The organism is Bifidobacterium apri (genome assembly GCF_009299485.1).
Lineage (GTDB): Bacteria > Actinomycetota > Actinomycetes > Actinomycetales > Bifidobacteriaceae > Bifidobacterium > Bifidobacterium apri.
Window position 1 is genome coordinate 99,074 of sequence record NZ_WBSO01000007.1, and the last position, 12,240, is coordinate 111,313.

A 12,240-nucleotide genomic window follows, 5' to 3' on the forward strand; every position below is an offset into this window, starting at 1 on the left:
GCTGAGTAAAAGTAGCACCGTATTCGCACAGGAGGTCGTATGTCACAAGGATCATCGCAGTGGGAGGCTGGCGGCAGCCAACCGCCGAGCTTCTTGCCTGCGGGGACCCCGAAGCATCGAGTCCGCACGCCATCCGCTCCCGCGCAACCGGCGACAGGCCAGGTCGTGCCCCCGAGTTTCTCTCCTTCTGATGGACGGTCTGCAGGCACGCGTGCCGCATCCTCCGCACGGAGGGCAGGCGCGACGCCATCGGGAAGACAATCAGCACGCGTGACAGGCGGATCTTCGCGCAACGCCACCAACAATGAGGCTGTAATACCCGCCAGCGGCGGTCATCATCGCCAGCCAGGCGCCGGACTGCCCAACGGCCCAGCCCGCCCCCGTCATCACATTGGTGCAGGGCGCGTGCTGTCGCGACTGGTCGCAGTGCTCCTGATTGCGGCCATCGTCGCCGCCATCGCGGCATACAGCTGGGTCAACAGCAACCTCAGCAAGTCCGCATGGCTGAGCGATATGGCCAACGGGCAGGCTACCTCATGGCTGATTCTCGGATCCGATGAGCGAGACGGCTCCATCAATGAATCCTCCGGCGATGTACCCGGTACTCGCACCGACACGGTCCTCGTATTGACCAAGCCGAAAAGCGGTCCAAGCTCGCTGATTTCGATTCCGCGTGATTCGCTGGTGAAAGTCAACGATACATCCATGAAACTCAACGCCGTATATGAGCTGTACGGCAAGCGGCAACTGGTCAGCACCATCGAGAATATCACCGGTCAGAAAATCAACCATGTCGCCATGGTGAAATTCGGCGGCGTACAGAACGTGGTCAATGCTCTCGGCGGCGTGGAACTGTGCTACGACAGCACCGTCAACGACGCCAACTCCGGCCTCGTGTGGCAGGCGGGATGCCATGTCGCCGACGGCGGCACGGCGCTGGCGTTCTCTCGTATGCGCTACTCAGATCCGCAAGGTGATTTCGGTCGCGCCGCCCGGCAACGCCAAGTCATCGCTGCGATCATGAAGAAAGCGACGTCCAGAAGCGCTTTGACGAATTTCTCCACCACATCGAAGGTCGCAAAAACCGCCTTGGCGTCCGTAAACGTCGACGATAACACCACACCGACCACCTTGCTGGCCATGGTCATGGCATTCCGCAGCGCCTCAAGTTCCAAAGGCATTTCCGGCAGTGTGTACTGGACCGACCAAAATTATTACGTGACCGGCGTCGGATCATGTGTGCTGCTTGACGACGACAAAAACCTGCAACTGTTCAGCGAATTGGCGGCCGGCACCCATGCTTCGGGAAGCGTCGGCACGCTAGCCGAAGCCTCCTGACGAGGTACTAGGGGTTGTTGTTGTAGCGATGACCCCGTCGTGCTGCTCCCGATGTGTCGCGCGATGTTGTCGTAGCGTTTGCAGGGGCGACCCTGTGGCTTCCCCGACGAGCTCTTCTTCTGTCCACATTCATCTTCTTGCCTAGCCGACACGCCGATTGCCCAGTCATACTGTCGTGTATGACTTTGGGGTTACAAGTATCAGAGCACTCCTTGCGGCGACGACAACAGCGGCGACGCCACCACGCGCCTCAACACCGCCGCCGCACGATCCTCGTCGCGTGCACCGCGCTGGCACCCGCCGCCGCGCAATGCATGATGGCCGTCATCATGGGGCTCGAAGGACGTTGGATGTTCGTTCCGATAGCCCTTCCTGGATTGATAGGATGTCTGGCGTCCGCGGCACTCGCCCTAGGCAGCGATGCAGAACCACGCCGCGGTGTCAACACGCCAGCGAATGCATCCGATACCGCCACCGAGACGCACGGATCATCTGCGGCAGCAGCCCAAGCCTTAGGACGCGGCGCGCCTCCCCCGTCCGAACTTGACGCCCCAGCACCATTGGAAACGCTGCTGGGATTGGACCATGACCCGATGCCATGGCGTACCATCGTGCGCGCATGGTTGGATTCACCGCACCTTGACGTCCCCATCGGCGCGGGTACCGCCAAGGTGTTTACGCTGGACATCGCCAAACAAGGGCCGCACGCCCTCGTCGCCGGCACTACCGGCTCCGGCAAATCCGTGGCCTTGCTGGTCTGGTGCCTCGCGCTCGCAGCAAGAAATCCGCCGACGCGGGTGAACTTCATTTTCATGGATTTCAAAGGCGGAGCCACATTCCAAGGACTTGCGGATCTGCCGCACTGCGTGGGCAACGTATGCGATTTGGACCTGTCGCATGCGACACGTGCGTTACTCGCACTGGAACGTGAACTGCGGCGGCGTGAGCAGCTTATCGCCGCTCAGGGATGTTCCAATCTGGCAGAGCTCGACGATCCACCTCCTGCCTTGGTCATCGTCATCGACGAATTCCACGCGATCCGTTCCCTGCTGCCTGATTATCTCGAGCGGCTGACCCGGGTGACCTCACTCGGCCGGTCATTAGGCATGCATCTGATCGCATGCACGCAAAATCCGCTCGGCCAGGTCAGTGCCGAAATGAAAGCCAATATCCGACTGCATCTGTGCCTGCGCGTCAACGATGTCATGCAATCGCAAGAACTCCTTGATTCTCCGGTCGCGCAATCCATCAGCCCGTCGTGTCCGGGAGGCGCGTATATGTATGACGGCGAGGTCTTGCAATCATGGCGGTGCGCCACGCCGACAGATGCCAAACGCCTCATTCGTCACATCACCACAGCGGGATTGTTCATGTCGCGAACCCCCACGGCCGCGCTGTTCACGCCACCCCTGCCTGCGACACTTGAACGCATGCCGAGCAATCTTACCGCCGATAACGGCGATGCTTCGATCGAGACCGCCGACCATACAGCCCGTGTGGTGATCGGCATCGAGGATGACGGGGTCGTCTGGCATCCGGCATCCATCGATCTGTCAGCAGGGAACATCGCGATCATCGGCCGTCCGCGATGCGGCAAAAGCGAGCTTCTGGATATGCTCTGCACGCAGTCATTGTCGATTGGCATCAACGTCACCCGTTGGACGATGCACGCCGACGGCACACGGTTCGAACAGCGGTTCACAGCGCAGACGTCGCCGAACATGGCAATCAGTGAGCTCGTCGTTGCCGATGATGCCGATGGATTGGCAGACCCGCTGTCACGCGACCCGTATGCCGAACGCTTCCGGCAGGCTCTGCTATCGTCTGACGCCACCGTCGTCTTTGCCGCAGCTTCCCTGCGTCACATCAGCGTTCCACAGGACGCGCCCATACGCGTGGTCTTCCCCACAGGGGATCGTATGCATGATCTCGCGCTGGGCATTCCCGCGACCGTTCTCGCATCGATGCAGCAGCATGATTTCACCACTGCGGGACGCGCAGTGGTACTTGACGGGCCGAAAGCGAGGCCAGTACAATGTTTACGTTACCGCGTAGAATGTTTGCGTTACCAATCTCCACACGACGATGACATTTCTCTTGGCCAAACCTCTTGAAAAGTCCTCGATTTCGTGATTATCTGGTAGTGGACTTGATTAGGACATGAAGGAAGGCAACAAGCAATGAGCAGTGCTTATGACTGGCGGGCAAAGGCCGCGTGCCGCGACAAGGATCCGGAGCTGTTCTTCCCCGTCGGCAACACCGGCGCGGCCTATCAGCAGATTGAAGAGGCGAAAGCCGTCTGCCGCACCTGCAAAGTCATCGACGCGTGCCTCAAATGCGCGCTGGATACCAATCAGGATTACGGCGTGTGGGGCGGTCTGAGCGAAGATGAGCGTCGTGCGCTGAAGCGCCGCGCCATGCGTGCGCGTCGCTCGCAGAATATGCAGATGCAAATCTGATTTCGCGGGGCAACGCGTCTCGTTCGCAGTGAGGGCCGGTCATCGATACGGATGACCGGCCCTCACTGTTTCAGCCCCGCTTGTTAGATGACGCGTCACACATCTCGGCAGTAACATCAGCGAGGAAGGCCTACTGGTTGTCCTAACCTGCGTTGGACGACACGCCAAGGCAGGTCAACGGAGCTTACCCAAACAGCTGACGGCACAGGGGCGTATGAAGCGTCGGGTGAATGCACGCTGCACATGCAAGGCGTTGAGCCGGAGCGAGCTGGAATCAGGCAGGTGCCCCACGTACCTCGACGGTATACCGAGTGTCCCCGGGAGATTGGCCGATGCAGCTCGCCGCGCGGCAATCCCCCGGTCAGCAATCCCCCGGTCAGCGCTCCGACATCAATGCCTGAAGCGCCGCAGCGTTAATTCTGCTCGGCTTGAGCCGCCCGGAGGTTGATGCTCAGCATGACCTTGGTGCCACCATGCTCGCCTGGTTCCCAATGGACGCTGCCAGCGAAATCGTTCGTGACGAATGTGTTGATGATCTGCGTTCCGAGACCCGATCCGGAGGATTTCGCCATGCCATGCTCTTCCTCGGCTTCCAGACCGGAACCATCATCTTCCACGGCGACATCGAGATGGGTGCCTGTCCGGCTCGCACGAATCAGGATATGCCCCTGTTGGCGTCCCTCGAACCCGTGTTCGACCGCGTTCGTGACCAGCTCGGTCAGCACCAGTGACAACGGGGTCGCATCCTGGGCGGGCATCATGCCGAACGAGCCGTCGAAATCGATGTCGATATGCTGGTCGCTCATGGTGGCCAGATCGACGCTCATCTTGAGCAGCTTCGAAATCACCTTGTCGAAATCGACCACTTCATCAGCCGTCTGGCTGAGCCCTTCATGAACCATGGCGATGGTCTGCACACGACGCTGTGCTTCGGCGAGTTCCTTCTTGACCTCCTCGGACTGCGTTTTGCGCGCCTGCAGCCTGAGCAACGCGGAAATCGCCTGAAGATTGTTCTTCACCCGATGATGGATTTCGGAGATGGTCGCATCCTTGGTTTGCAGTTCGACATCGCGACGACGCAGCTCGGTGACATCCCGGCACAGCACGATGCCGCCCGTCCGCCCGTTGGCGTCGTACAGGGGCAACGACCGCATGGACACCGCGGAACGATTGGCTTCGAGTTCGGAATCTATCGCCGCTTTGCCGCTGAGAACCAACGGCAGGCTTTCGGGGAACGTGTCATTCGTGTGCAACAGCTGCGTGCCGACCTCGCTCAGATACTGCCCTTGCATCGTGGTGAGCGAACCCAGACGGCGGAAACAGCTCACGGCGTTCGGTGAGGCGTATCGCACGATGCCGTCTACGGTGAGGATGATGAATCCGTCGGCGACACGCGCATTGTGCCGCTGGTTCATGACAGGGTCATGATAAGGGAACTGTCCGCGCGGGATCATCTCGTAGAGTTGTTTGCCGGCGTTGATGCTTTCGGATTCATATCTGCCGTTGGATTCGCGCGTCGCCATATTGGTCTCGCGCACCACCAGCCCCAAGGTCTTGCCCTCGTGACGGACGGGAGCGTACACATTGCATACGGTCGATTTGCCGATGCTGCGCATCACGGTCGAGCGGAAGATCGAGGTCGCATGCATGGCGGCGTCGAGCTCGCCGTCAAGTTCACGGTCGACTTCCTTGCCGACGACATCCTCGCTGCGCAAGGTCATCACCGTGGATGGACGGCATTGGTCGGCGACGATGTAACGGCCGTCCGGCATCGGTAGAATCAGGAGCAGGTCGGCGAAACTCAGGTCGGCGATAACCTGCCAATCTGTGACGAGCTGGTGGAGCCATTCGCGATCGGCGTCCGTGAAGTCGGGGCGCATCGCGAGGATTTGCGTGAATTCTGCCATGCTCCCATCATACGCACCATGGTCGTCCCCGTGGCGTCAGGTTGACAAATACCTCACTTACGGTAACGTAGGTTACGTTAGCGTAACCGAGGATGTGAGGCATATGACCGGACAAGAGGAAGCCGCCATCGAGACGAATCAGTCGCAGCAGCGGGATGCGGTCGCGCAGGCCAGGCAACGCGAAATGCGTGCGAAAGCGAGAGCGATCCGCGTGAAAGCGCAGGCGAAAGCAGACCGGATCCGCAGCAAAGCAGACGCAAAAGCCGAACACAAGCTCGCCAAGGCCGAGGCGAAAGCCGCCAAGCTGGAAGGCGTCAGTGTTCCACAAATCGCAAAGAAAGTCCGGCTGGACGTCCACGGTCGCCCCAAACCACTGATGCGCGGCTGGTTGCATGCCATCGCCGCCCCGCTGTCCTTGGCCGCCGGCATCGTGCTGATCTGTCTGGCACACGGCGCCGGGCTGAAATGGGCGTGCGCCGTCTTCATGACCTGCTCGCTGGTGCTGTTCACGAACTCGGCGGTCTACCATCTGGGCGACTGGTCCCCCAACGTGACCAACGTGCTCAGGCGCATCGACCACGTCAACATCTTCCTGCTCATCGCCGGCACGTACACCCCGGTATCCTTCGCTTTGCAACCGCGTATGCGTGACATCATCATCGCCAGCATGTGGGTGTGCACGGCAATTGTCATGATCATCCATGTGATCTGGATCAATGCGCCACGCTGGCTGTATGTGCTCGTATACATCATCTTCGGCGTGTCCGGTGTGACATACATGGGCCTGTTCTGGATCTCCCCGGCAGCAGGGCCGGCAGTCGTGGTGCTTATCGCCTCCGGCGGCCTGTGCTACATTCTCGGCGCGATTGTGTACGCTCTGCGCAAACCGGACCCATGGCCGAAGGTTTTCGGATTCCATGAAATCTTCCATCTCGGCACCATCGCCGGGTACGCCTGCCATATGGTCGCGATTTACATGGTGATTTGCAATCTCAGGTGACGCGGCCGGCTGGCTCATACTCCCCGCGCGCATGAGAGCCCTACGGCGTTCAGGTGCATGCCCGACGCTTACTTACCCGGTACGCACCTGATATGCGTCTGACAGAACGTGCGATTGAGCCGCATCCAGTCCACGTAGATATGGTTGTGGCCCGGCATACGCAGTCATATGCCGGGCCACAACCATATTCCGCATTCATCGGGACGGGACGTCCACCAGGACGACACACCCGAAATATCAAGCCTTCAGCGGCTCCGCATTCTTGATGGTCACGGAAATCTGGCGGCCGGTCGGTGTCGAGTACGACACCGTGTCACCGGTCTTGGCGCCCATGATCGCGGCACCGATCGGCGATTCCGGGCTGATGACGTCATAATCGGTGGCGACGGCGATATCACGGGAGCCGAGCACGTACGTCAATTCCTTGCCGGCGAGTTCAAGGGTCACCACTGAGCCATTGCCGACCGTACCCGCCTTCGGCGCCTGGAGGATCTTCGCATTGCGCAGTTTGACTGTCAGCTCGTTGATACGACCCTCGTTCTTGCCCTGCTCCTCGCGGGCAGCCTGATACCCGCCGTTCTCAGACAAATCGCCTTCCGCGCGTGCCGCGGCGATACGCTCGGTGATTTCGTCGCGATACTGGCCCTCGCGGTATTCGAGCTCCTGCTTCATCTTGTCGTATGCTTCCTGCGTGAGCAGGATCGTTTTCTCTTCCTCGGCCATTGTTACCTCCTGACCTTGATGAATCGCACCGCCCGCGAGTATCGCTCAGCAGGGCGGCCATGTCACAAAAAAGCGCCGGCGGCCACCGGCGCCTGAAAGGATGCGCGTCAGCGCGTCGAGATGATGTCGATGACGAATACGAGGGTGTCCTCTCCCCCGATACCCGCCTGCGGAACACCTTGGGCGCCGTAACCGTAGGACGGCGGAATCGACACCACGAGTCGCGAACCGACATTATGGCCGGGAACCGTCATATCCCATCCGCGAATGACCTGACCGACACCGATGCCGAAGCTTGCCGGCTGATGGCGCTCAAAGCTGGAATCGAAGGGGGTGTCCTTGCCCCAGACGACACCATGATAATTGACCGTCACCGTGTCGCCACGGCGGACCATCGGGCCGTCACCTTCCACGATTTCAATGGATTTCAACCCAACCGGCGGCTTGTCCGTCGGGAAAGCGATTGCCGGCGTAGCGCCGAACTCAGCGTTGACCTCGGGCATATTGCTGACCATACTTGCCTCCTTGATGCCTTGTCTGTGCATTCTGCCCAGACCCCGCGTAACACGGGCCCATCGGCACAATGCCATTGAACACAATGTCACTTAGATTAGCACGCTTCGCGCCGCTTCGCAGGATACGGGTCGTCTGTGCGCGGTTCGTTCCTCAACATTCGACGACATTCACCGCGAGACCGCCTTTGGCTGTCTCCTTGTACTTTGACATCATGTCCTCACCGGTCTGCTTCATGGTGCGGATCGCCTGGTCGAGCGTCACGATATGCGATCCGTTGCCGAGCATGGCGATCCGCACGGCGTTGATCGCCGTGTTCGCAGCCACGGCATTTCGCTCGATGCAAGGGATCTGTACCAAGCCGCGAACCGGGTCACACGTCAAGCCGAGATTATGCTCAATGCCGATTTCCGCGGCGTTCTCGACCTGCTGGACGGTCCCGCCAATCACTTCACACAGCCCCGCGGCGGCCATCGAACATGCAGAACCGATTTCACCTTGGCACCCGACCTCGGCACCGGAAATCGACGCATTGCGCTTGAACAGATAGCCGATCGCACCGGCGGTGAGCAGGAACCGGACCACACCATCCTCGTCGGCCCCATCAACGAAATGCCAGTAGTATTCCAGCACTGCGGGGATGATGCCGGCGGATCCGTTGGTCGGCGCGGTGACCACCCTGCCGCCGCCGGCGTTCTCCTCGCTGACCGCGAGCGCGAACAAGTTCACCCATGCCGCATCCGAGGATTCCAAGACCACGTCGATACGGTGATGGCTGCGACGCAACACGTCCCCGGTGGACATCAGCAGACGGTACATGCCGGCGGCGCGCCGTGGCACGTCAAGGCCGCCGGGCAGGACCGGCTCGTCGCTGCAGCAGCCCGCCTGCACGCATTCCTCCATCGCCTTCCATACGGCGAGCAGCTTCGCCCGCACATCGGCAGCTGGGCGTATGGCGGTTTCATTCGCCCAGATAATGTCGGAAATCTGCTTGTGCTCCCGTTGACACAAGGTCACCAGCTCGCCGCAGGTGTCGAAATGGTAGGGGGCTTTGTCGGGGAATCTGGTGGTCTCCTGCTCGTCAGCATCGGCGAACGCCGTGTTCTCAGGCGGACGCTCGTGAATGCCGATCAATGCGTCTTCGGGACTGCCTTGCGCGATGAACCCGCCACCGATCGAATACCAGACCTGTTCATCAAGCAAGTTACCTTCACGGTCAAAAGCTTGGAAACGCATGCCGTTGGGGTGCGCGGCGAGACGCTGCCATTTCTCGAACACGATATCACTGTCCGGGTCGAACGCGATGCGACGGCCGCCCGGCAAGTCAAGACACCGGCTGTGAGCGCATGCTTCGCGGTCGTGGAGCAGATGCACGGTATCGACGGAATCAGGCATATTGCCTTCAAGCCCGGCGATGACCGCGCGGTCGGTGCCGTGGCCTGCACCGGTCAACGACAGCGAGCCGTACAGGACGGTTCTCACGCGGGCGACCTGATGAAGGATGCCCGAGCCGCGCAACGAACGGGAGAAGCGGCAGGCGGCCTTCATCGGGCCGACTGTGTGCGACGAGCTCGGTCCCACGCCGATGGAGAACATGTCAAGCACGCTGAACACAACAGCCACCTCCGCTTTCGCCGGTCGAACGATCCGCGTCGACGCTTTGCCGCACGGTACGCCGAGAGGTCATGCCATCAGCCGGCAGGCCGATCTGTCGGCGTATTGTCGGTCAATCGACAATCCATTCAATCATCAATTCAATAGAGTAGCGCGGCCATGTGTACGGCAAAGAACACGCCGAATGCCGCGAACAGCAAGGTGCAGGCGAACAGACCCCACACCCATGTACGCAATGCGGCGAGGCGTTCTCCGAAGGCGGAAGCGCAGAAGAACGACGCCAAGCCGACGGCCGCGCAATTGAATGCGATGGAACCCAGTTGCGCCCCGGCCAACGCGGCATGCCCAAGCGGGACGATAACCGAATTGAGCACGGCGGCGAAGACGACATAGCCCCACACGCCGAACAACACCACACCGAACAACGCCGCGATTACGGGACGCCACGCCTGCGGCGCTTTCTTCGAGACTTTGCCCGCCGCCCACAACGCCGCGAATCCGACCGTATAGGCGAACACGACCGACAGCAGGCCGGCGATGGCAGACCAAGGCACCAGTGCCAACGAATGGTAAGACATGTCGACATACAACGGTGCGCAGAGCATTTCGCCCAAACACAGTACCAGTGCAACGATCACCGCCTGTGCGAAGATGATCGGGACATGACGATTGCCGTTGCGGGCGGGATTGTTCGCTTGCTTGACCATGGTGTTCCTTTGCTGCATACACATTGACCGTACGTGTTTTGAACGGCTATCCGCCACTATAAGCGGCGCAGGCGGCAAACTCGAATGTGGCTGCATCCGTGACTCGTTTCGCGGCCGATGCGGGTCACGTGACGGATGCCGGCAGATGCTGGCAGCGAGCGCAATACCCACGCCGGTTCCTTGATAGACGTGCGACGCTCATGTCTCGCGAGACGCCGACAGCTGTTCTGGAATTGCGCCATGAGGGACGATCTGCCGCCGCGCGCGACACTATGGTCTTCATTGCGGGGTGCGGCAATCATGGTCTTCGTGATGTTGACCTTGGTGTCGTAATTGCCGTACTGGAGATTTCCGTAACGCCCGGCGTACACTCTTATATTGATGTTGAACATTCATCATAGGCTCCATTGTCTGGATGTAATGTTCATGTTGAACGCATCCGTGCGTGGTTCCCAGTATGCCTATATCTTGGCAATGACCATAGTCTTGGCGATTTTATCGGCGAAGGTCTGTCCACGGCCATCCCACAACGGCCAGAAAAATCCGATGCCGAGAGACACGATATCAGCAAGATGCGCGAGTTCCCTCAAACCCATCCTGCTACCCGATATCGGCATTCCTGAGTCTTGGTCGACGACTTGAAGCCGCATGACTCGGTGAGCCCAGGACTGCCCGTCGCGCGTGGACAAGGCGGAGACGATGCCGCAGAACAATAAACAGAGACAGACAATCCAAGTCCCTGCGGTTCCCTCCGGCGAAGACCTACCAAACAGCAACGTCCCGATAAACTGCGACATCAACGATGTTGGCAGCACAATGCGAAGAACATACGCTGCGGCCCTGCGCAGCCATAAAGCAAACATCATCGTCTCCTTCAAGGCAACTCGATGTTTTCATCGTACCCATGTTCCATGATTCTTATTCGATATCGGGGTGTGGGGCGCGTAGGGCCGGTCAGAATTCGGGTTGTTCGGGTTGCCTGGTGAACATGTCGTCGTTCTTCCACGGGTCGCCGGTCGTGTCGTTCACGGCGGCGGTCTGGGCGATGCGGAACCTGGCGCCGCTGCGCCCGGTGGCGGTGTGTCTGATTTCGTGGCCGGCGACGAGGTTGCCGACCACGGTCATCGTAATCTCGTTGATGGTTGCCATGGATCTGCTCCATGGGTCTGGTAATGTTACTGCTGCCTGTAGTACAGGATCTGGTATCCGATCATGCTTTCGCAATGCTCTGACGGCGTGATGGTCACGGTCCTTTCGCTTGCCGTGCCATCAGTGTCGATGATCAGGTTGGACTGATTCACCTCATCGGGCGAGCATTGCAGGAGCCCGTGTTTCGAGGCGCCGCCGACGGTGAAGTCGACATCCGCGCTGCCCTCGCCGATGCAGTAGGCTGTCAGCTGGTACTTGCCCGCCGGGATTTGCACGTCCTCGACGCTGCGCAAGATCGCCGGCTCGTGCGTTCCGTCCACGCCGATGCGGTAACTGGGCGTGGCACGTGTTTGCACCGGCACCTGTGTATTCCCCTGGTCTTCCTTCTGCTGGTCGAGGGCGGTGGCCGTGTCGTCGAGGTAGTGGTCGATCGCCCGGGCATAGGATGCAGGGAACTTCGGTGTCGCCGCCGTGTTCGGTGACCGTTTCGTGGCCGCGGTCGTAGTCACTGAGGGGCGCGGCGTGGCGGTATCCCGCGTCGTGAGCGCGACCGTCAGGGCGACCGCCGCGGCGACAACCGCGACCGCCGCAAGGATGATCCAAACGGTCTTGGCGTGTCTGTGATCGTTTACCCCCGTTGCGATTTTGATGTCCATGACAATCTCCTTCGATTGTACTGAATGGAACCTTGCGATATCGATAGCCCGTTTTCTAGTTTGGAGTGCAACACTGCCTCGTGTTGTGGGTTGTGGTTGATTGTACGGGGTACCCGGGGACGGGTGCGCCCTGGGCGGCGAGTCGTTCCATCTGCTCGTCCCACGCCTCCGCCG

General features: G+C 60.1%; 13 protein-coding genes. 4 read left to right on the forward strand and 9 right to left on the reverse strand.

All coding sequences use genetic code 11. The annotated features are described in order from the left end of the window. The first annotated feature begins 39 nt into the window (after nt 1-39). The 3 genes from DSM100238_RS06010 (at nt 40) to DSM100238_RS06020 (ending at nt 3,797) form a co-directional block, all read left to right on the forward strand. The gene (locus DSM100238_RS06010; RefSeq protein WP_167511068.1) at nt 40-1,338 is read left to right on the forward strand and encodes an LCP family protein; all 1,299 of its coding nucleotides are present in this window, start codon (nt 40-42) and stop codon (nt 1,336-1,338) included. A gap of 350 nt (nt 1,339-1,688) precedes the next feature. After that, a complete protein-coding gene (locus DSM100238_RS06015) occupies nt 1,689-3,452 on the forward strand; it encodes an FtsK/SpoIIIE domain-containing protein (RefSeq protein ID WP_167511069.1) in 1,764 nt (587 codons plus the stop codon). Between the two features lie 66 nt (nt 3,453-3,518). Beyond that, the gene (locus DSM100238_RS06020; protein WP_015450379.1) at nt 3,519-3,797 is read left to right on the forward strand and encodes a WhiB family transcriptional regulator; all 279 of its coding nucleotides are present in this window, start codon (nt 3,519-3,521) and stop codon (nt 3,795-3,797) included. Between the two features lie 413 nt (nt 3,798-4,210). Here DSM100238_RS06020 and DSM100238_RS06025 read toward each other — a convergent pair whose 3' ends face one another. Further along, nucleotides 4,211-5,704 carry a sensor histidine kinase gene (locus tag DSM100238_RS06025; RefSeq protein WP_152355775.1) on the reverse strand — a complete coding sequence of 498 codons (1,494 nt, stop codon included), beginning with the start codon at nt 5,702-5,704 and terminating at the stop codon, nt 4,211-4,213. Between the two features lie 103 nt (nt 5,705-5,807). On the opposite strand from DSM100238_RS06025, the gene trhA reads away from it, so the two are divergent. Next, entirely contained in the window at nt 5,808-6,704 is an 897-nt protein-coding gene (gene trhA / locus DSM100238_RS06030) for a PAQR family membrane homeostasis protein TrhA (RefSeq protein WP_152355776.1), read from the forward strand. 237 nt (nt 6,705-6,941) lie between these two features. Here trhA and DSM100238_RS06035 read toward each other — a convergent pair whose 3' ends face one another. From DSM100238_RS06035 to DSM100238_RS06070, 8 genes are all read right to left on the reverse strand, one after another. After that, complete coding sequence (locus tag DSM100238_RS06035) at nt 6,942-7,427, reverse strand: GreA/GreB family elongation factor (protein WP_152355777.1); 486 nt, start codon at nt 7,425-7,427, stop codon at nt 6,942-6,944. A 107-nt stretch (nt 7,428-7,534) separates the two neighbouring features. Next, nucleotides 7,535-7,942, reverse strand: coding sequence for an FKBP-type peptidyl-prolyl cis-trans isomerase (locus DSM100238_RS06040; protein ID WP_152355778.1), 408 nt, complete (start codon nt 7,940-7,942; stop codon nt 7,535-7,537). 151 nt (nt 7,943-8,093) lie between these two features. Further along, entirely contained in the window at nt 8,094-9,554 is a 1,461-nt protein-coding gene (locus tag DSM100238_RS06045; RefSeq protein ID WP_152355798.1) for an L-serine ammonia-lyase, read from the reverse strand. Between the two features lie 140 nt (nt 9,555-9,694). Then, nucleotides 9,695-10,261, reverse strand: coding sequence for a hypothetical protein (locus DSM100238_RS06050; RefSeq protein WP_152355779.1), 567 nt, complete (start codon nt 10,259-10,261; stop codon nt 9,695-9,697). A 56-nt stretch (nt 10,262-10,317) separates the two neighbouring features. Further along, complete coding sequence (locus DSM100238_RS06055) at nt 10,318-10,653, reverse strand: hypothetical protein (RefSeq protein WP_152355780.1); 336 nt, start codon at nt 10,651-10,653, stop codon at nt 10,318-10,320. A 69-nt stretch (nt 10,654-10,722) separates the two neighbouring features. Continuing rightward, a complete protein-coding gene (locus tag DSM100238_RS06060; protein WP_240812379.1) occupies nt 10,723-11,127 on the reverse strand; it encodes an RDD family protein in 405 nt (134 codons plus the stop codon). 88 nt (nt 11,128-11,215) lie between these two features. After that, complete coding sequence (locus tag DSM100238_RS06065) at nt 11,216-11,410, reverse strand: single stranded DNA-binding domain-containing protein (RefSeq protein ID WP_152355781.1); 195 nt, start codon at nt 11,408-11,410, stop codon at nt 11,216-11,218. A 26-nt stretch (nt 11,411-11,436) separates the two neighbouring features. Further along, the gene (locus DSM100238_RS06070; protein ID WP_152355782.1) at nt 11,437-12,066 is read right to left on the reverse strand and encodes a hypothetical protein; all 630 of its coding nucleotides are present in this window, start codon (nt 12,064-12,066) and stop codon (nt 11,437-11,439) included. Between the last annotated feature and the right edge of the window lie 174 nt (nt 12,067-12,240).

What these genes read in the sequence shown, in the direction of transcription:
- DSM100238_RS06010 (WP_167511068.1), top strand. Translation starts at nt 40, where the DNA reads ATGTCACAAGGATCATCGCAGTGGGAGGCTGGCGGCAGCCAACCGCCG.
- DSM100238_RS06015 (WP_167511069.1), top strand. Translation starts at nt 1,689, where the DNA reads ATGTTCGTTCCGATAGCCCTTCCTGGATTGATAGGATGTCTGGCGTCC.
- DSM100238_RS06020 (WP_015450379.1), top strand. Translation starts at nt 3,519, where the DNA reads ATGAGCAGTGCTTATGACTGGCGGGCAAAGGCCGCGTGCCGCGACAAG.
- DSM100238_RS06025 (WP_152355775.1), bottom strand. Translation starts at nt 5,704, where the DNA reads ATGGCAGAATTCACGCAAATCCTCGCGATGCGCCCCGACTTCACGGAC.
- trhA (WP_152355776.1), top strand. Translation starts at nt 5,808, where the DNA reads ATGACCGGACAAGAGGAAGCCGCCATCGAGACGAATCAGTCGCAGCAG.
- DSM100238_RS06035 (WP_152355777.1), bottom strand. Translation starts at nt 7,427, where the DNA reads ATGGCCGAGGAAGAGAAAACGATCCTGCTCACGCAGGAAGCATACGAC.
- DSM100238_RS06040 (WP_152355778.1), bottom strand. Translation starts at nt 7,942, where the DNA reads ATGGTCAGCAATATGCCCGAGGTCAACGCTGAGTTCGGCGCTACGCCG.
- DSM100238_RS06050 (WP_152355779.1), bottom strand. Translation starts at nt 10,261, where the DNA reads ATGGTCAAGCAAGCGAACAATCCCGCCCGCAACGGCAATCGTCATGTC.
- DSM100238_RS06055 (WP_152355780.1), bottom strand. Translation starts at nt 10,653, where the DNA reads ATGTTCAACATCAATATAAGAGTGTACGCCGGGCGTTACGGAAATCTC.
- DSM100238_RS06060 (WP_240812379.1), bottom strand. Translation starts at nt 11,127, where the DNA reads ATGATGTTTGCTTTATGGCTGCGCAGGGCCGCAGCGTATGTTCTTCGC.
- DSM100238_RS06065 (WP_152355781.1), bottom strand. Translation starts at nt 11,410, where the DNA reads ATGGCAACCATCAACGAGATTACGATGACCGTGGTCGGCAACCTCGTC.
- DSM100238_RS06070 (WP_152355782.1), bottom strand. Translation starts at nt 12,066, where the DNA reads ATGGACATCAAAATCGCAACGGGGGTAAACGATCACAGACACGCCAAG.